Origin of the sequence: Thalassotalea sp. PLHSN55, from assembly GCF_052030545.1 — a bacterium.
Lineage (GTDB): Bacteria > Pseudomonadota > Gammaproteobacteria > Enterobacterales > Alteromonadaceae > CANMXU01.
In genome coordinates this window covers 55,412-72,114 of sequence record NZ_JBPDIH010000012.1, presented here as the reverse complement: position 1 = coordinate 72,114, position 16,703 = coordinate 55,412, and the positions used below count along the sequence as shown (strand labels likewise).

Here is a 16,703-nt window from a genome sequence, read left to right as displayed (position 1 = left end):
TAATGACCAAGTCAGAACTCATTGAAAGACTAGCAGACAAATTAAGTCATTTATCTGCAAAAGATGTAGAACTAGCGATTAAAGAAATTCTTGAAATGATGGCGCAAACCTTGTCAAAAGGTGACCGCATAGAAATTAGAGGATTCGGTAGTTTTTCATTACATTATCGTGCTCCACGAGTTGGGCGGAACCCAAAAACTGGTGACTCTGTCGAGCTTGCTGGAAAGTATGTCCCTCACTTTAAACCTGGTAAAGAGCTTCGCGAGCGAGTTAATCAATCAGCGTAGCTATAATTATCCCTAATGGTATAATTATTCAGAATAAACGGCATGCGTTAGCATGCCTTTTTTATATGTAAAATCATGTGGTTTTACTATAATAAGTCAGCCATATGAATATTAAGATGGAGTGAGTAGTGCGAGTTTATATCACCTTATTTTTTCTGATTATCTTATTTGCTATTGCCTTTATTTTCGGCAGTCAAAATGATCAATTATTATCGCTTAATTACCTTATTGCCCGCGTTGAAATGCCTGTCGCTGCTGCGGTAAGTTTATTTACCTTTATTGGTTTTATTCTCGGATTGTTGACCGCTCTTCTGTGGAAAATGGTTCGTGCTGTGCGCACAAAAAAAACAAAATCTTAATTATGAATACTTATAAGGCTTCAAATACCCTATGTTAGAACTTCTGTTTTTATTATTACCAATCGCCATGGGTTACGGTTGGTTTATGGGCCGCAATAGTATTAAGCAAAATACGCACTCAGTTAAGCAAGATTTATCAATTAAATACTCAACAGGCTTAAACTATTTACTTTCTAATCAGCAAGATAAAGCCATTGATTACCTTATAGAAGCGCTAAAAGTCGAAGACGATACTGTTGAAGCACATTTTGCTTTAGCGAATCTTTTTCGTAAAAGAGGCGAATTAGATCGCGCTTTAAAAGTTCACGAACACTTAGTACGTCAGAAGCACTTACAGAATAAAGAAAAACAACAAGCCTTGTTTGAATTAGGTAAAGACTTTTTAAGTGCAGGTCTTTTTGACCGCGCTGAATCTATGTTTTTAAAACTGCTTAAATCTAAACAATTCGGGATGAAATCCATTACCTATTTAATGCAAATCTACCAATCTACCAAAGATTGGCATCAAGGTGTTGCGTTAAAAAAAGCGATTGTAAATACCAAAGATAAAAAGCTGATGCACACTTTGGCAAATTTTTACTGTGAGTTAGCTACTACAGCTTTTGATGATGAAAAGTACATTGAAGTATTAGAACTGCTAGAAAGTGCCTTGCAGCTTGATCAAAATTCGTGTCGCGCTAATTGGTTAATGGCAAAGATATACGAAAAGCACGAGCAATATGAACAAGCATGTAAATGCTATCAAGATATTTACGTTCAAGATAGTGAGTTTTTCCCAGACGTAATTGTCAAAATGCATGCGTGTTATCAACACTTAAATGCTGAAGATGAATTTTATAAATTTATTCGAAAAGTGTATGAAGAAACGGCTAGCAGCAGCACCTTAATTTGCTATGTTGATCATATCGAGTCAAAACACGGTACCAAAAAAGCGAAAGATTTTATGTTACCTGCGTTAAAGCGTCGACCAACTATTCGCGGCTTTAAGCATTTTATTCAAATGCAAATGACCGAATCGGAAAAGCACGAAGGCAATGAGCAACTCGACGTGATTAAAGAGCTGATATCAGCGTATATCAATGTTAAGCATCGTTATAGCTGCCGTACATGTGGCTTTAATAGCAGTACGCATTATTGGTCGTGTCCATCTTGTCACGACTGGGAACAGTTGAAACCTGTGCGTGGCCTCGAAGGAGAGTAGTGCTTTTTACTTTGCGCTATGCTCCAATTTCAGCGTCAAAAGTACTCATTGGTATTCACCAACTCCGTGCTTTTTCCTTGAAATTAGAACCATAGACGCTTAGTAAAAACTCACTACAGTTATAAAGAATTAAAGAATTAAAGAATTAAAGAATTAAAGAATTAAAGAATTAGAGGAATATGAAAGTGAATGATCCAAAAGTTGTTGTAGCTTTAGATTTTGATAAACAAGCAGATGCGTTAGCTTTTGTTGATAAAATTCAGCCAAGTGATTGTCGCTTAAAAGTCGGCAAAGAAATGTTTACTTACTTTGGGCCTGATTTTGTACGTGAGCTGGTTAAACGTGGTTTTGACGTGTTTTTAGACTTAAAGTTTCACGATATTCCTAACACGGTTGCTAAAGCGGTAACTGCAGCTGCTGAGCTTGGCGTTTGGATGGTTAACGTGCATGCCTCTGGCGGCTTAAAAATGATGGCAAAAGCGAAAGAAGCACTTGTGCCTTATGGTGAGAAAGCGCCATTGCTTATTGCGGTAACAGTACTTACCAGTATGGAAGAAAGTGACTTGATAGGTTTAGGTATTACTAAATCACCTGCTGAGCAGGTTAAACATTTAGCGGCGCTCACTAAGCAAGCGGGCTTAGATGGTGTTGTTTGTTCGGCTCAAGAGGCTGAAATGCTAAAAGCAGACCTAGGACAAGATTTTAAATTAGTGACTCCTGGTATTCGCCCAGCAGGTAGTAACGTAGACGACCAAAAGCGTATTATGACTCCAGAGCAGGCAGTAAATATTGGCGTAGACTATTTAGTGATTGGCCGTCCGATAACCAAAGCTGATGACCCACATGCGGTCTTACAACAGATTAATCAATCGCTAACTAAATAACTAAATAAATTAACGTATAAGAAATATAAAGCCTAACTACTTACGGTAGTTAGGCTTTTTATTTATGTGATTTCCAATATCCGATATTAATTTTTTAATCGTAATCTAACGGGGAAATGTAACCTTCTGGTTTAAGTGCTAATACATCACAATTTAACCTATCAATAACATGCTCTGCAGTATTACCAATAAAGGCCGCCGATATTCCTGTTCTACCTACAGTTCCAAGTACGACGAGCTCTGCATCTAGTTTGTTGGCAGCATTTTCTATTACGTCTTCAGGTAAGCCTTCTTCAACGGATACACGCTCAGGAGCAATATTAAAGCGCTGAGCGTGCTCTGTCATCGCTTCTTGATGGTGCTTGAGCATGGCATCATTGTATTCAGAAGAGTTAAACTCAGGAATTTCAATGGCAATATTAACCGGAGTACCCGGAAATGAGTTAATTAGATGAACTTGCGCTTTGATAATTTTAGATAAATTAAGGGATTCTTCAGTGATTTTATCGTTAAGTAACTGATGCTCTTCTTCATCACTTCCTACGTTGATAGCTGCAAGAATTTTACCATTTTCTGGCCATAAATGATCTTTAACTAATAATACCGGACAAGGGCATTTACGTAATAAATGCCAATCTGTTGGTGTAAATATTACTGATTTGAGTTTATCGTGTTGATGAGTACCTTTAACAACGATATCAAAGTTATACTCTAGTACTTCATTGATAATCGACTCAAAAGGGCGGTTGTGCCACACCACTTTGCTTTCAATAGTGAGGTTACCGTCATTTAGTGCGTCTATGGCAGTGTCAATCCATTGTAGTTTATCTGTGATCACAGATTGTCTCATGACTTCACGCTCGTCTTTTGACAGCATTGTGGTCATTTCATAGGAAAAGTCAAAGATAGATAAAAATGCAGTAATGCTAGCGCCTGTTTTTTTCGCAAGCTCTATCGCGCGTTTTAGCGCTTTTTGTTCATCTGTGGTTGGGTCGATAACTACAAGAATTTTTTGATATTTTTCCATCATTTCACCTTGGCAAAAATTAACGCTTAATTACAGTTTAATAGTGCCTTACCAGAAATGATAGTATTTTGTTTTATATCAAGTTTATAGTGATAGTTAGAAAATAATTAAACAAGTGTTTAAATTTTAATTAGGAAGGGGAATCAGTGGGTTGCTAGCCTATAGGCCAGCAACTTCATTGAGTTTGGTAATATCTAAAATGGTAATAAGTTTACCGTCGATTTTAATTAAACCGCTTTTGTGAAAACGGTTGAATAAACGGCTAATTGTTTCAACGGTTAAACCAATATAGTTACCAATGTCACTTCTAGTCATTGATAAACGAAATTCAACTGACGACAAGCCTCTATCGTGGTATCTCGCACTTAATGCACTAATAAAGGTTGCTAAACGTTGTTCAGCATTTTTACGATTAAGCAGTGTAAGCATTTCTTGATCTTCGCGAATTTCATTACTCATTAAACGAAGAATTTGCTTTTTAAGTTTCGGCATACTGTTAGATAACGTATCTAACGTGTTGTAGGGGATTTCACAAACCATTGATGTTTCGAGTGCTTTTGCAAAACTAGGATGCTCTGATTCGGCAATCGCGTCAAACCCCAATAAATCACCAGCTAAATGAAAGCCCGTAATTTGCTCTTCACCTTGTTCATTTACCGTAAAAGTTTTAAATGTGCCTGAACGAATAGCATACAATGCTTGCATCTTTTCGCCATCTTGGAAAATTTGCTCACCTTTATGGATAGGACGTTTACGGTCGATAATTTTATCTAAAACGTCCAACTCTTTGTCATTAAGGGAGAAAGGTAGACATAGCTCACTGATACTACAGTTTTGACAATGAATGTGTTGTTGACCTGAACAGTGACGATTTTGCATAACTACCTAAATAACTTAGCATCAAACTTATTGACTAAGATCATATTAAAACAATTGCCTATATGCAAACGATATAGTGAAAATTCCATACAATATTGTAACTAATGCTAATGCTTTTCTAAAATATGTATTTTTCAAGATGTTTTTTATATTAAAAAAACCAAATGAAACCGTTAAAAGCGCTGGTAATGTGCCTAATCCGAAGCAGAACATGATAAATGCGCCCGAAAAAGCACTATTGCTAGCTAATGCCCAGGTTAAGGTTGAATAAACCAAACCACAGGGCAGCCAGCCCCAAATAGCGCCTAATAAAATCGCTTTATTTGTGCTATCAACTGGAAGGATTTGTTTACTTAATGGTGATAAGTAACGCCAGATAAATTGGCCAAATTTTTCCAGTTTACTGATCCACATAAGCCATTGGCCAATATATAAACCAAGTAATACTAAAAATACGCCGGAAATCAGGCGTAAACCAATTACCGGCACGCCTATATTTCTAACGGCAATTGAACTAGTAAAACCGACAATAGCGCCAATTAGACTATAGGAAAGTATTCTGCCTAGGTTATACCCTAAAACTAAAGACGCTTTAGGTTTTTCGCCAGGGATCGCTGAAGTTAATAATGAGCTAATACCACCGCACATGCCTATGCAGTGACCTGAGCCTAATAATCCGATAATGAAAGCTGATAGGTAGTCTAATGGCATGTTAATCATTGTTCGATTCGGTAGGCTTGGATTCAGCGGCTTTTTTATCTTTACCTTCTTCATCAAACAAGATGCTCATGCCTTGCTTTTCTAAGTCATCGAATTGCTCTGTTTTTACTGCCCAAAAAAATAAATAAATACCGAGGGCTGTTAATAAAATAGCAATAGGGATCAGAACGTAAATGATGCTCATTTTTTTAATAACCTTAGCGAGTTAGTAATAACAAGTATTGAACTTAACGACATGCCGATAACCGCCATATAAGGCGTAATAAATCCTGCTACAGCAAGCGGTAATACTATGGCATTGTAGCCAAATGCCCAAAGGTAATTTTGCCAAACAATTTTTTTAGTTTTAATGGCGGTTTTTTGCAATTGTTCAATTGAAGCGAGTTGATTATTCAACAAAATAACATCTGCGCCGTTTTTGGCGATATCGGTACCGCTGCCCATTGCAATTGCGATATGTGCAGCGCCGAATACCGGTGTGTCATTCACACCATCGCCTACCATAGCAACCGTATGCGATTTTTGTCGCTCTTTGAGCAATTCCATTTTATCAAGCGCGGTTAAGCCACTATGAGTTGTGGCAATGTTAAGCGCTTCTTTTACGGCGAGACAACCTGCCGCATTGTCACCAGATAACATTAATGAACTAATATTTTGCTTGGTCAAATAATCGAGCAGGTCTTTTGCATCTTCTCTAATATCATCACGTAACGTAAACGATGCAATGACTTGTCCATCCTGAGTCAGTAAACATTGTTTGTTTTCGTATTGAGACAGTTCACTTTTATTGAGTAGCCAAGTAGGTTTACCAATCGCAAATTTCTGATTGTTAATTAGGCCCGAAACCCCGCAACCGGGCTCTACCGTTGGCTTTTCACACTGATAAGAAAAATCTCGATATTGGCTAAACGGTTTAGCTAATGGATGTTGAGAATGACATTCAAGTGCTGCGGCAATTGCTAGCAATTGTGCTTTTGTAAATTGTTCATCAATTACATCGACATGCACAATGGTAAACTCGCCGTTGGTTAATGTACCTGTTTTATCAAATGCCATGGTTGAAATTTTTGGGATTGTTTCCATTACATGAGCTGATTTGATCATGATACCGTCTTTATTTAACCGTGTGGTTGCACAAGTTAAGGCGGTAGGTGTTGCTAATGACAACGCGCAAGGGCAGGTAGCGACGAGTACAGATAGCGTGATCCAAAACGCTTCCTCTGGCATATGTTGATGCCAATAAAGAGCGGTACAAATTGCGGTAACTAAAATAACGGCAACAAAATATTGGGCAATTTTATCTGATAATTTGGCAATTTTGGGTTTATGAGCTTGAGAATGTTCACTTAAACGAATCAGCTGGCTTAAAAATGAATGGCTACTTATTTGCTTTACTTCAACAGTTAAATTGCCATCACCGTTTACGGTACCAGCAAAAACTTTTTCACCAATCGATTTCTTAACGGGGAGCTGCTCTCCAGAAAGCATAGACTCGTTTAGCTGACTTTTACCTTGTAAAATAGTGCCATCTGCAGGCACGGTTTCACCAGGCTTTACAATAACTAAATCATTTTCCTGTAGGTTTTTAGCCGCAATATAGTGCTCTTCATCGCCAGTGTCTGTTGCGACAATTTTTACAGCCGTCATTGGCATAAGTTTCAATAAATTTGCTGATACTTCAGCGGCACGTGAACGCGCTCGAAACTCGAGAAATTTACCGATAAGCAGTAGAAAAGTGAACATAGAGACTGATTCAAAATACACTTCTCCTTGTTGAGTTACGGTTGCCCAAACGGAAGCACAAAATGCTAAGGAAATAGCAATAGAAACAGGTACATCCATAGATAAACGTTTTATTTTTAATGCATTAACTGCGCCTTTGTAAAAAGGAAATGCACCATAACTCACAATAGGAAAGGTCAGTAACATACTGGTCCAGCGTAAGTAGACCAGAATGGTTTCAGACATGCCAGAGAACGCGCCAAAATATAATCCGGTAGCGATCATCATTACTTGCATCATTAAAATGCCGGAAATGCCTAAACGTTTGATGAAAACCTTGGCCTGTTTTTTATTATTTTCTTCAACGGCATTCGCTTTAAAAGGTAGCGCATGATAACCAATGTGTTCTAAATGGGTTAGAATTTCACTTAAGCTAATGGTGTCGTTATGCCAACGCACTGTTGCTCGTTGTGTGGTTGCATTAACGTTAATTGCAATAACGCCTTCAACTTTGGCTAACTGCATTTCAATTAGCCAAGCACAAGCTGCACAACTGATACCATCGACAGTTAAAATTGTTTCTTTATATGCGTCTGTCGTATAGGTGAATTCGTTTTGCAGGTTTGCATCATCAAGCAGTTTATTCTTTTGTAATTGTTCAGGTACTAGCGGTGTGCCTTTTGTCGCTGGCTCTGTGCGGTATTGGTAGTAATCCGTTAAGCCGTTATCGACAATCGTTTGGGCAACTGCTTGGCAACCAATACAACACATGTTTTGTTGCTTTTGGAAAATTTTAACCGACAAATTGATGCCGTTAGGCACCATTTCGCCACAGTGGTAACAATTTTGTGCCATTAATTTGCTTCAGTAAGGTTAGGAATAATTTCGATAAAGTTACTTTGAGGTAATGAAATTGTATTTTGAATTTTCCATGTATTTTCAAATGACGATACTGTAATACGCCATTTTCCCGTAATAGGTTGTTCAAAATGATGACGAAAGTTACCGCTTCCATCAGGTGTTAACGCTAAATAAAAATCGTTTTTGGCTAACGTAGGGTGGTAAAAATTAACGTTTAGCATAGGAAATATTTTTTCAATGCCTGTAGGCTTGATGATTAAGTCTTGACTTTCTAGCTTCAATTCAAAGCGCATGCCTAACTTTTGGGCCAGTTTTACTTTATTTACTTCTAAATTGATGGCTTTGCCTTTTTTGTAATAATCGCCGACAACCAAAGTATCTGGGTTGGTATTTGCGATAATTAAGGTGGCAATCCCTGCAACAACTGCAGTAAGAGGCAAAATAAATACTAACCATGCCCAAGGCTCTTTATACCATGATGTTTTCATTACAATTCACACTAAGAAAATAGGGCGCCATTATACTAATATATTGGCTTTGAACCAAGTTAAAGCCGTATAATTTAGCCGATTATATTGTAAAATTTACGTATAAAAAAACCCTGTTAATCGCTTAACAGGGTTTTTAAATTAATCTTAAATGATTACATTATTTTTGCGATAAGCTATAAACGTAAGCACTGATCAAGTGAACTTTTTCTTCACCTAAGATGTCTTTCCACGGCGGCATAACACCAGCACGACCGTTACGAATAGACTCTTCAATTACACGTTGTGAACCACCGTATAACCAAATGTTGTCAGTTAAATTTGGTGCACCTAAAGGTAAGTTCATTGCTAAGCTACCTTTACCATCTGCGCCATGACAACCAGCACAAAGACCAAATTTGGCTTTACCAGCTTCTGCAAGGTCTGGGTTCACTGAGCGACCACTTAAACTAATCACGTAAGCTGCAACTTCTTTAACACCTTGTTCACCGCCTAACGCGCCTTCCCAAGCCATCATACCTGTTGCTTTACGACCGTTTAAGATACTTTCTTTAATCGCTTCAGGTGTACCACCATATAACCATGCATTGTCGGTTAAATCAGGGAAGCCTGTTGTACCGCTAGCATTTGAACCATGACATTGTGAGCAGTTTTGTAAAAATAAGCGTTGACCTATTTTTAACGCGTCTTTGTCAGTTGCAAGATCTTCGATGCTGCGCTTGGCAAAAGCTTCAAAGATAGGGCCGTATTTAGCTTCAGCAGCGTCCATTTCACGATCGTATTGTACGATAATGCCATTTTCTCTTGCTGCAATCATTTGTGCTTTTGAATCAGCTAAGCTAGTAACATCTTGGTTTGCACTTTTCCAATTTGTTACACCTTTCCAGTCGCCTAAGCCATAAATGACAAAGTAGGCAAAACCCCAAAGGATAGTTAAACCAAAGAACCAACTCCACCATGAAGGTAAAGGGTTATTTAATTCTTCAATGCCATCGAAAGTGTGTCCCATTGACTCACCTTCTTTAACACCAGCGAAGTTCTTTAAACACCATTTTAGTAGAAGTGCACAACCTACTAAAGTACCGAGTGTTAGAACCCAAATCCATATATTCCAGAAGCTAGACATTATTATTAGTCTCCTGTTTGCTTGTTTTTTCGTTGTGCTCGTTTTCAAAAATTGAGTTAGCGGCATCATCAAAAGAACTCTTACGTTTCTTATTGAAAGCCCAAACAACAATAATTAAGAACAATGCTAAAATTACTAGGGCAATTAGCCCTCTAAGCGTTCCGTAATCCATATTATTTCAACGCATGACCAAGTGATTGCAAGTACGCAATAAGCGCATCCATTTCTGTTTTACCTTGCACGGCAGCTTGCGCGCCAGCAACGTCTTCTTCAGAATATAATGGAATGCGTTCACCTTGTTCATTTTTATGCGAGCGGTTTCTAGTTAACCAGTTAAAGGTTTCTAGTTTCTTCGCCGTTAATTCACCATCAAGAGTTGTTTCTTCTAACCACTTGAACGATGGCATATTCGACTCAGGCACAACTGAACGAGGGTCAATTAAATGAGCACGGTGCCAATCATCACTATAACGACCACCAACACGGGCTAAGTCAGGACCAGTACGTTTTGAACCCCATAAAAATGGATGTTCCCATACTTGCTCACCGGCAACACTGTAGTGACCGTAACGTTCTGTTTCAGCGCGGAAAGGGCGGATCATTTGACTGTGACAAACGTTACAACCTTCACGAATGTATATGTCACGACCTTCCATTTCTAGTGCTGTATATGGACGTAGGTTATCAACAGGCTCTGTTGTTTCTTTTTGAAAGAATAATGGAGTGATTTCTACTAAACCACCAATACTGATAGCAAAAATAGTAAAAATTACGAATAAGCCAATATTCTTTTCTACAGCTTCATGTTTATTAGTCATGGTTAACTCCTAAGCTGCTTCAACAGCTTTAAGACTATTGTCTTTTGCTGCTATTGTTTTGAACATGTTGTAAGCCATTAAGATAAAGCCAGCTACAACTAATACACCGCCTAAGAAACGGATGAAGTAGAACGGGTAAGATGCTGTTAAACTTTCAACGAAGCTGTAAGTTAACGTACCATCTGTATTTACCGCGCGCCACATTAAACCTTGCATTACACCAGAAATCCACATAGCGACAATGTATAAAATAATACCTGCGGTATGGATCCAGAAGTGAATGTTGATAAGGCGAATGCTGTACATACGGCCTTGGTTAAATAAAATTGGGATCAAGTGGTACATTGCACCAATTGAAATCATCGCAACCCAACCTAAAGCACCAGAGTGAACATGACCTACAGTCCAGTCAGTGTAGTGAGATAAAGCGTTTACAGATTTAATTGCCATCATTGGACCTTCAAAGGTCGACATACCGTAGAAAGATAATGAAACAATTAAGAAACGTAAAATAGGGTCATTACGTAGTTTATGCCATGCGCCAGAAAGCGTCATAATACCGTTGATCATGCCACCCCAAGAAGGAAGGAATAATACAACTGACATCACCATACCAACTGATTGAGCCCAATCTGGTAAAGCGGTGTAATGTAAGTGATGCGGGCCAGCCCAAATATATAAAGAAACTAATGCCCAGAAATGAACAATAGATAAACGGTAAGAATAAACAGGGCGTTCAGCTTGTTTCGGTACAAAGTAATACATCATACCTAAGAAACCAGCTGTAAGAAGGAAGCCTACGGCGTTATGTCCGTACCACCACTGCATCATCGCATCAATTGCACCAGAATATAACGAATACGATTTTGTTAACGAAACAGGTACTACCATTGAGTTACCAATGTGCAATACGGCAACGGTAATAATAAAGCCACCTAAGAACCAGTTAGCAACATAAATATGTGATGTTTTACGTTTAACTAACGTTCCAAAGAATACGATAGCGTATGACACCCACACGACAGCGATTAAAATATCAATCGGCCATTCAAGTTCAGCATATTCTTTACTTGAGGTGTAACCTAAAGGTAGGGTGATTGCCGCCAGTACAATAACTGCTTGCCAACCCCAGAAGGTGAACGCAGCAAGCTGACCACCAAATAGTGTTGTTTTACATGTTCTTTGTACTATGTAATATGATGTGGCAAATAGCGCACTTGTACCAAAAGCAAAAATAACTGCATTGGTATGAAGAGGGCGAAGACGGGAGTAGGTTAGCCAAGGTGTGTCGAAGTTCAATGCTGGCCAAATTAATTGTGCAGCAATAAGAACACCTACGAGAGTACCAACGATTCCCCATATAACTGTCATGACGGTAAATTGACGTACCACCTTGTAGTTATATGACGAGTGCTCAAGCGTTGTTGTCATTTTTTTTGTTCCGTTTACTTAGGTTAGGTGTTTGCAATAACAAGTTGTTGTTATAAGCGTTACTAAATAGAAGTTTCCGCATATGCGGTGATATATATCACGAATTGTTACAGTTAGTGTTATATCGGTTGCAATTCTACCTGTCGGGCGCGTTATAAATCAATAAAAAACCATGATTTAAATCAATAAACCAAATAATTACCACATAAATCTTATGGTTATAAAAGTGACTAAAATCAAATATGTGGTTGGATATTAACCTGTGAGTAATGCTTCTATTATTTATTGCTATAAAAAACAGTTGGTTACTATGGTTTTTGTGTGTAAATGAGAACGATTTGCGACTAAATTGTTGCGAAAAAATAAAGTATATTATTGTTATTTTTGCAACGAATAATCGCTATTTCGGTTGGTGAATATTTGTGCTTTTGCGGTCTAAATATCAGCGAGCTTTTCTAATTGCCCAATATCAAGTAAATAAATCGTTTTACCTTCTACCTTGATTAACCCGTCTTGTTGTAAGCGCGTTAATAAACGACTTAGCGTTTCACGGCGTAATCCAAGAAAATTTGCAATATTGTCACGACTAACAGCAAGGTTTAAAACAGTAGGGCATGCATCGTGTAACGTATTACGTTGAGCAATATTCACCAAGAACGACGCTAAAACATTTTCGGCTGACTTTTTTGCAACAGCTGCGCGAAATTCAGATTGTCGAGTAAAATTTTGCTTGCTTAGTAGTTTGATCACATTAAGTTGAAGATCTGGCACCAATTTACTGCACGACATGAGTTTGTCGTTAACAACTCGACAAACAGAACTTGCTGTGGTGGCAACAGCGTTATAACCATATTTTTCTGGATAAATCGCATCTTCGCCAATTAACTCACCAGGGAACCTAAAGCCAATAATTTTACTTTCATTGTTATTTTTGACTTCGGTTAACACAAAACTGCCAGAGCTAACTGCATAAAAAGAGCTTAAAGGCTCATTTTCAGAAAAAAGCACTTCGCCGGCTTTTAGTGGGATGCGTTTCGAGAGATAATTATCTGCGAGGTTAAGTTCGTGTGCATTTGAAGTAACAGGTTCACAAACGGCTTGCATTGAACAATTATCGCAGTCTACGAATTGAGTTTTTTGCTTTTTGTTTTCAGATGTTGTCATGATTATTATATAGCAGTCGATAAATTGTACACGTGGTTATATTTTATGCTTATCAAGAAATTGAATTCTTAACCTAAATCAATAACTGTGATATTAATCATTTTTTATTTTTGGTTTCTTTCCTGTTTAGTTATTTTCATGTCTTGAGGTGTTAATTGAAAATTTTTATATCAGCTATCTTGTTGCTACTTTTTATGACTGGTTGTAAACCTTCAGTGGAACAACCGAGTCTATATGTTGAACCAGCATGTTTGGCGGAACAAAATATTTGTCGCGTTACTACTCCTATAGCGGAGTTTGAAGTGCGCTTTAATGTGAAAAAAGTGCGCGCAGAAATTCCATTTGAAATTGTTATCGTCTCACAAGAATCGATTGAAGATTTACAATTTAACGCCCATCTTGAAGGCAAAGATATGTTTATGGGTAAGGTGCCGGTGTTTTTCCAATCTTTAGAAGACGATAATAACGTTGTTAAGGCATCAACCTTGTTAGCGAGTTGTAGTGAAGATGTAATGACTTGGCAACTTGTACTAACAGTATCTTCTGACCAGCAAAGTGAACAAAGCGCCACCGTATTTGTCGAATTTGATAGTAGTCGTTACTAACCCCTGGCACTTCTATTGTTTAACTGAAAAATAGCCAAATACCGACCAATACCATTATTGTACCAGATAGCTTATTCAGTAATTTAACATTGTCGCTTTTTACTAGCAGTTTACCTATGGTTTTTCCGCCCGTTGCGTAGACCATTAAACTGCTAAATTCAGTAATAACTATAATAACAATTAGCGCTATAAGTTGAGGCACAAAAGGGTGGTTAGCACTAATAAAAGGCGGTAATAACGATACCATAAATGCCCACCCTTTAGGGTTGGCGATTGCCGTAATAAACCCTTGGTTAAACAATTGTTTGTTTGAAACCATTTTGTTCATGGTTTGTTCATGGTTTATCGCCATCTTTCCTTTACTACGCCACATATTGATGCCGATATAAACAAGGTAGCTGCCACCTAGGTATTTAAATACCTGAAAAAGCACAGGCCATTCAAGCATTAATGTTGCAACGCCAATTACGGCGGCAATGGCGACAAAACAAACGCCAAGCAATTCTCCCCACATCATCCATAAGGTGCGTCGAACGCCGATAGTCATGCCTAAAGTCATCGCTAAAGTCATGCACATGCCAGGTGTTATACTGACAATGAAAAAAGTTGGGAGAAAAAGTAGCAATAAGGTGATGTCTAACATGCGTAATTTTAGTTGCTCGAATAAATAGTAGGTAAGGTTACCTTTATTTTTTTGGAGATTGAAATTTTTTATTGCTAATTTGTGTAAGTTGAGATTTCTTGTTCATGAAGATAAATTATTTTAAAACAAAAAAAGCGTTCAAATATAATTTGAACGCTTTTGGTTTTCTCAAAAAAGAGAAAGTTACATATAAAAGCCAATGTGTTGATGGAATCTAACTTTTAACTCTTCTTTGTCAGTTACGTATTCTAAGCTTTCAGACATGGTACGTAGTGCTTGTTCAACTTGACTTAAAAATTTACCAAACCCATGACTCGTTTGATGTTGTTTTGAAGCTACAAAAATAAGCTGGGCTGTATCAACTAGTTTGTCTGCAGACCACTTACAAGTATAACCACCACCTGTATTTTCTGGGTTATAGCCAAGCTTTTGAAGCTCACCTTGTACAACAACAACTTCTTCTTCGCTGGTGCGAACAAAAGGTACTAAACCGTTGGCGATTACTGCGCCGTTGGTTAGGTTATGACGTTTAGCAGCATTGATAACCGAATCAGCAATTAAATTATATAGTGCGCTATAAGGTTCACTTTCTGTTTCGTCAATTTCAACTAAAGACTTCAGTCTACGAGAAATAGGTAAGTCAACTGTAACGTAAGTTTGTGTATCGGCTGATTCATCAACGGTTACGTCACTAGCGGCATAACGTACTGGCATAGAACGTAATTTATGAGTTTGTGAACCCGTTACACCTTTATCTTTTGCAAACAAGTCATAAGTAAGATGTTGGTGATCGCATACACGTACACTGTTTGCTTCTAAAGCCACTTCTTTTGAAAAATCTTCGATTGCCGCTTTTACTTTTTTATGGAATAGCGGAGCATCTGCACGAATATCATCTTGGTTTGTTAGGAAAACCAAGGTGATTTTTTTCGATATTTCCTCAGGTCTGTAATAAGCGCTTTGTGTTGTATGGTATTTAGGGTTATATAAAAATAATATTTGTTCTTTTGTTTGTGCTGTTAAACGCTCTGGGCTATAGCGAACTCGAGAGAATTTATCATTCCCTACTAATTTACAGCTGTCTATGCCATGTTCATTACATATTTTGAAAAATAACTTTGAAAGTTTTTCATAAAACGGCTGGTAAGGCTTATCTGAAGTTTGATCAACTGTACCTGAAACTTTAGCAATTAATTCATCTGTCACTTTAAATTTAGCTAAAAGATACTGATTTTCTCGAGCAGATGAAGGTATATATACTTTATGTTGAGTGTTTCTAATACGTGAAATTGACATTTAATGATCCTGATTTAATAAACTACACATTTATATTATTTAAATAAAACAATGTGAAACAATATACTCGTATTTGTAATTTTTTAAAGTAGTATTTGTATTTGGCTGTATAAACATTGTAATAACTTAGATTAAATTGTTTGTTTTAACTCTCTAATCTATTTACGCCGCCTTGCAATAAAAACAGCTTAATTTTTAAATGCTTAACTTATTTTAATGGTCGAGCGAATAAGGCTGTATCTGTTTTAATTACTAAGTTAGTTGAAGGGAAGTGCTGGTATATAGAAAAATACTGCACTTTTAGTCGTTAGCAAATAAATAAGTAAATGAAGGGCTAGTATTTACGCTCTTAGGCGCTTTTTCCTAATAGGGCTTGATAAACCCATCAGTGACATACGCTTTTATTATAAAGAGTACAGTCCGTCGCTCTAGCAACGTTATTAGTCGATTTCTTTAAGAAGATCTTGTTATGACTTAATAAAGTAAATTTCAGACAAGAAAAAAGGGCTACGATTTATCAACGCCCTTTGATGTGGCTCCCAGCTTTTCATTAAGATATAGGCTTGAACCAGTGACACACGCTTTTATTATAAAGAGTACAGTCCGTCGCTCTTCCAAAGTTATTAGTCGATTTCTTTAAGAAGATCTTGTTATGAGTTAATAAAGTAAATTTCAGAAAAGAAAAAAGGGCTACGATTTATCAACGTCCTTTGATGTGGCTCCCAGCTTTTCATTAAGATATAGGCTTGAACCAGTGACACACGCTTTTATTATAAAGAGTACAGTCCGTCGCTCTTCCAACGTTATTAGTCGATTTCTTTAAGAAGATCTTGTTATGACTTAATAAAGTAAATTTCAGACAAGAAAAAAGGGCTACGATTTCTCGTAGCCCTTTGATGTGGCTCCCCAAACTGGGCTTGAACCAGTGACACACGGATTAACAGTCCGTCGCTCTACCAACTGAGCTATTGGGGAATAAACTTTTTTAACTTCTGTTTATTATTGAAGTGAATGTGGCTCCCCAAACTGGGCTTGGGAATCCTCAGCGACACACACTTTTATTACAAAAAGTACAGTCCGTCGCTAAGCGACAATGATATAAATCACTATCTTTAATTTGGCTCCCCAAACTGGGCTTGAACCAGTGACACACGGATTAACAGTCCGTCGCTCTACCAACTGAGCTATTGGG

18 protein-coding genes and 2 tRNA genes are annotated in these 16,703 nt (G+C 37.6%); 5 read left to right on the top strand and 15 right to left on the bottom strand.

What is annotated here, in order from left to right:
- Positions 1-2: 2 nt before the first annotated feature.
- From ihfB to pyrF, 4 genes are all read left to right on the top strand, one after another.
- Positions 3-287 (top strand): integration host factor subunit beta, encoded by a 285-nt coding sequence (gene ihfB, locus ACRRSQ_RS18695; protein ID WP_440877295.1) that lies wholly within the window; start codon positions 3-5, stop codon positions 285-287.
- 128 nt (positions 288-415) lie between these two features.
- Entirely contained in the window at positions 416-646 is a 231-nt protein-coding gene (locus ACRRSQ_RS18690; RefSeq protein WP_440877294.1) for a lipopolysaccharide assembly protein LapA domain-containing protein, read from the top strand.
- Positions 647-677: 31 nt separating this feature from the next.
- Positions 678-1,847, top strand: a complete 1,170-nt coding sequence (gene lapB / locus ACRRSQ_RS18685) for a lipopolysaccharide assembly protein LapB (protein ID WP_440877293.1) — start codon at positions 678-680, stop codon at positions 1,845-1,847.
- 179 nt (positions 1,848-2,026) lie between these two features.
- Positions 2,027-2,731: an orotidine-5'-phosphate decarboxylase gene (gene pyrF / locus ACRRSQ_RS18680; protein WP_440877292.1), complete on the top strand. Its 705-nt coding sequence runs from the start codon at positions 2,027-2,029 to the stop codon at positions 2,729-2,731.
- 94 nt (positions 2,732-2,825) lie between these two features.
- On the opposite strand, the gene uspE is transcribed toward pyrF, so the two are convergent.
- The 11 genes from uspE to ACRRSQ_RS18625 all read right to left on the bottom strand — a co-directional run bounded on the left by uspE (position 2,826) and on the right by ACRRSQ_RS18625 (position 12,967).
- Complete coding sequence (gene uspE / locus ACRRSQ_RS18675) at positions 2,826-3,758, bottom strand: universal stress protein UspE (RefSeq protein ID WP_440877291.1); 933 nt, start codon at positions 3,756-3,758, stop codon at positions 2,826-2,828.
- Positions 3,759-3,917: 159 nt separating this feature from the next.
- Positions 3,918-4,637 (bottom strand): fumarate/nitrate reduction transcriptional regulator Fnr, encoded by a 720-nt coding sequence (gene fnr / locus ACRRSQ_RS18670; RefSeq protein WP_440877290.1) that lies wholly within the window; start codon positions 4,635-4,637, stop codon positions 3,918-3,920.
- 45 nt (positions 4,638-4,682) lie between these two features.
- A complete protein-coding gene (locus ACRRSQ_RS18665; protein WP_440877289.1) occupies positions 4,683-5,357 on the bottom strand; it encodes a sulfite exporter TauE/SafE family protein in 675 nt (224 codons plus the stop codon).
- Entirely contained in the window at positions 5,350-5,541 is a 192-nt protein-coding gene (ccoS, locus tag ACRRSQ_RS18660; protein ID WP_440877288.1) for a cbb3-type cytochrome oxidase assembly protein CcoS, read from the bottom strand. Before ccoS ends, ACRRSQ_RS18665 begins: the two co-directional genes overlap by 8 nt.
- Positions 5,538-7,934 (bottom strand): heavy metal translocating P-type ATPase, encoded by a 2,397-nt coding sequence (locus tag ACRRSQ_RS18655; protein WP_440877287.1) that lies wholly within the window; start codon positions 7,932-7,934, stop codon positions 5,538-5,540. The genes ccoS and ACRRSQ_RS18655 overlap by 4 nt, the downstream gene beginning before the upstream one ends.
- Positions 7,934-8,428, bottom strand: a complete 495-nt coding sequence (locus ACRRSQ_RS18650; protein ID WP_440877286.1) for a FixH family protein — start codon at positions 8,426-8,428, stop codon at positions 7,934-7,936. Before ACRRSQ_RS18650 ends, ACRRSQ_RS18655 begins: the two co-directional genes overlap by 1 nt.
- Positions 8,429-8,588: 160 nt before the next feature.
- The gene (ccoP, locus tag ACRRSQ_RS18645) at positions 8,589-9,554 is read right to left on the bottom strand and encodes a cytochrome-c oxidase, cbb3-type subunit III (RefSeq protein WP_440877285.1); all 966 of its coding nucleotides are present in this window, start codon (positions 9,552-9,554) and stop codon (positions 8,589-8,591) included.
- Positions 9,547-9,726 (bottom strand): cbb3-type cytochrome oxidase subunit 3, encoded by a 180-nt coding sequence (locus ACRRSQ_RS18640; protein ID WP_440877284.1) that lies wholly within the window; start codon positions 9,724-9,726, stop codon positions 9,547-9,549. Before ACRRSQ_RS18640 ends, ccoP begins: the two co-directional genes overlap by 8 nt.
- Before the next feature lies 1 nt (position 9,727).
- Entirely contained in the window at positions 9,728-10,372 is a 645-nt protein-coding gene (ccoO, locus tag ACRRSQ_RS18635) for a cytochrome-c oxidase, cbb3-type subunit II (protein ID WP_440877283.1), read from the bottom strand.
- Positions 10,373-10,381: 9 nt separating this feature from the next.
- Positions 10,382-11,803: a cytochrome-c oxidase, cbb3-type subunit I gene (gene ccoN / locus ACRRSQ_RS18630; RefSeq protein WP_440877282.1), complete on the bottom strand. Its 1,422-nt coding sequence runs from the start codon at positions 11,801-11,803 to the stop codon at positions 10,382-10,384.
- Between the two features lie 435 nt (positions 11,804-12,238).
- Complete coding sequence (locus ACRRSQ_RS18625; RefSeq protein ID WP_440877281.1) at positions 12,239-12,967, bottom strand: helix-turn-helix domain-containing protein; 729 nt, start codon at positions 12,965-12,967, stop codon at positions 12,239-12,241.
- Positions 12,968-13,161: 194 nt separating this feature from the next.
- Here ACRRSQ_RS18625 and ACRRSQ_RS18620 point away from each other — a divergent pair, with 194 nt between their 5' ends.
- Complete coding sequence (locus ACRRSQ_RS18620; RefSeq protein WP_440877280.1) at positions 13,162-13,572, top strand: hypothetical protein; 411 nt, start codon at positions 13,162-13,164, stop codon at positions 13,570-13,572.
- Positions 13,573-13,591: 19 nt separating this feature from the next.
- Here ACRRSQ_RS18620 and ACRRSQ_RS18615 read toward each other — a convergent pair whose 3' ends face one another.
- The 4 genes from ACRRSQ_RS18615 to ACRRSQ_RS18600 form a co-directional block, all read right to left on the bottom strand.
- Positions 13,592-14,215: a LysE family translocator gene (locus tag ACRRSQ_RS18615; RefSeq protein WP_440877279.1), complete on the bottom strand. Its 624-nt coding sequence runs from the start codon at positions 14,213-14,215 to the stop codon at positions 13,592-13,594.
- 183 nt (positions 14,216-14,398) lie between these two features.
- Complete coding sequence (locus ACRRSQ_RS18610) at positions 14,399-15,511, bottom strand: DUF3083 family protein (RefSeq protein WP_440877278.1); 1,113 nt, start codon at positions 15,509-15,511, stop codon at positions 14,399-14,401.
- Positions 15,512-16,410: 899 nt separating this feature from the next.
- A tRNA-Asn gene (locus tag ACRRSQ_RS18605) sits at positions 16,411-16,486 on the bottom strand.
- A 143-nt stretch (positions 16,487-16,629) separates the two neighbouring features.
- Positions 16,630-16,703 (bottom strand) — tRNA-Asn (locus tag ACRRSQ_RS18600).

Excerpts from the sequence above, each read along its gene's own strand:
- ccoN (WP_440877282.1), bottom strand. The coding sequence starts at position 11,803 with ATGACAACAACGCTTGAGCACTCGTCATATAACTACAAGGTGGTACGT.
- ACRRSQ_RS18650 (WP_440877286.1), bottom strand. The coding sequence starts at position 8,428 with ATGAAAACATCATGGTATAAAGAGCCTTGGGCATGGTTAGTATTTATT.
- uspE (WP_440877291.1), bottom strand. The coding sequence starts at position 3,758 with ATGGAAAAATATCAAAAAATTCTTGTAGTTATCGACCCAACCACAGAT.
- ACRRSQ_RS18615 (WP_440877279.1), bottom strand. The coding sequence starts at position 14,215 with ATGTTAGACATCACCTTATTGCTACTTTTTCTCCCAACTTTTTTCATT.
- lapB (WP_440877293.1), top strand. The coding sequence starts at position 678 with ATGTTAGAACTTCTGTTTTTATTATTACCAATCGCCATGGGTTACGGT.
- pyrF (WP_440877292.1), top strand. The coding sequence starts at position 2,027 with ATGAAAGTGAATGATCCAAAAGTTGTTGTAGCTTTAGATTTTGATAAA.
- ACRRSQ_RS18625 (WP_440877281.1), bottom strand. The coding sequence starts at position 12,967 with ATGACAACATCTGAAAACAAAAAGCAAAAAACTCAATTCGTAGACTGC.
- ACRRSQ_RS18640 (WP_440877284.1), bottom strand. The coding sequence starts at position 9,726 with ATGGATTACGGAACGCTTAGAGGGCTAATTGCCCTAGTAATTTTAGCA.
- ihfB (WP_440877295.1), top strand. The coding sequence starts at position 3 with ATGACCAAGTCAGAACTCATTGAAAGACTAGCAGACAAATTAAGTCAT.
- ccoP (WP_440877285.1), bottom strand. The coding sequence starts at position 9,554 with ATGTCTAGCTTCTGGAATATATGGATTTGGGTTCTAACACTCGGTACT.
- ccoS (WP_440877288.1), bottom strand. The coding sequence starts at position 5,541 with ATGAGCATCATTTACGTTCTGATCCCTATTGCTATTTTATTAACAGCC.
- ACRRSQ_RS18665 (WP_440877289.1), bottom strand. The coding sequence starts at position 5,357 with ATGATTAACATGCCATTAGACTACCTATCAGCTTTCATTATCGGATTA.
- ACRRSQ_RS18610 (WP_440877278.1), bottom strand. The coding sequence starts at position 15,511 with ATGTCAATTTCACGTATTAGAAACACTCAACATAAAGTATATATACCT.
- ACRRSQ_RS18655 (WP_440877287.1), bottom strand. The coding sequence starts at position 7,934 with ATGGCACAAAATTGTTACCACTGTGGCGAAATGGTGCCTAACGGCATC.
- ccoO (WP_440877283.1), bottom strand. The coding sequence starts at position 10,372 with ATGACTAATAAACATGAAGCTGTAGAAAAGAATATTGGCTTATTCGTA.
- fnr (WP_440877290.1), bottom strand. The coding sequence starts at position 4,637 with ATGCAAAATCGTCACTGTTCAGGTCAACAACACATTCATTGTCAAAAC.
- ACRRSQ_RS18620 (WP_440877280.1), top strand. The coding sequence starts at position 13,162 with ATGACTGGTTGTAAACCTTCAGTGGAACAACCGAGTCTATATGTTGAA.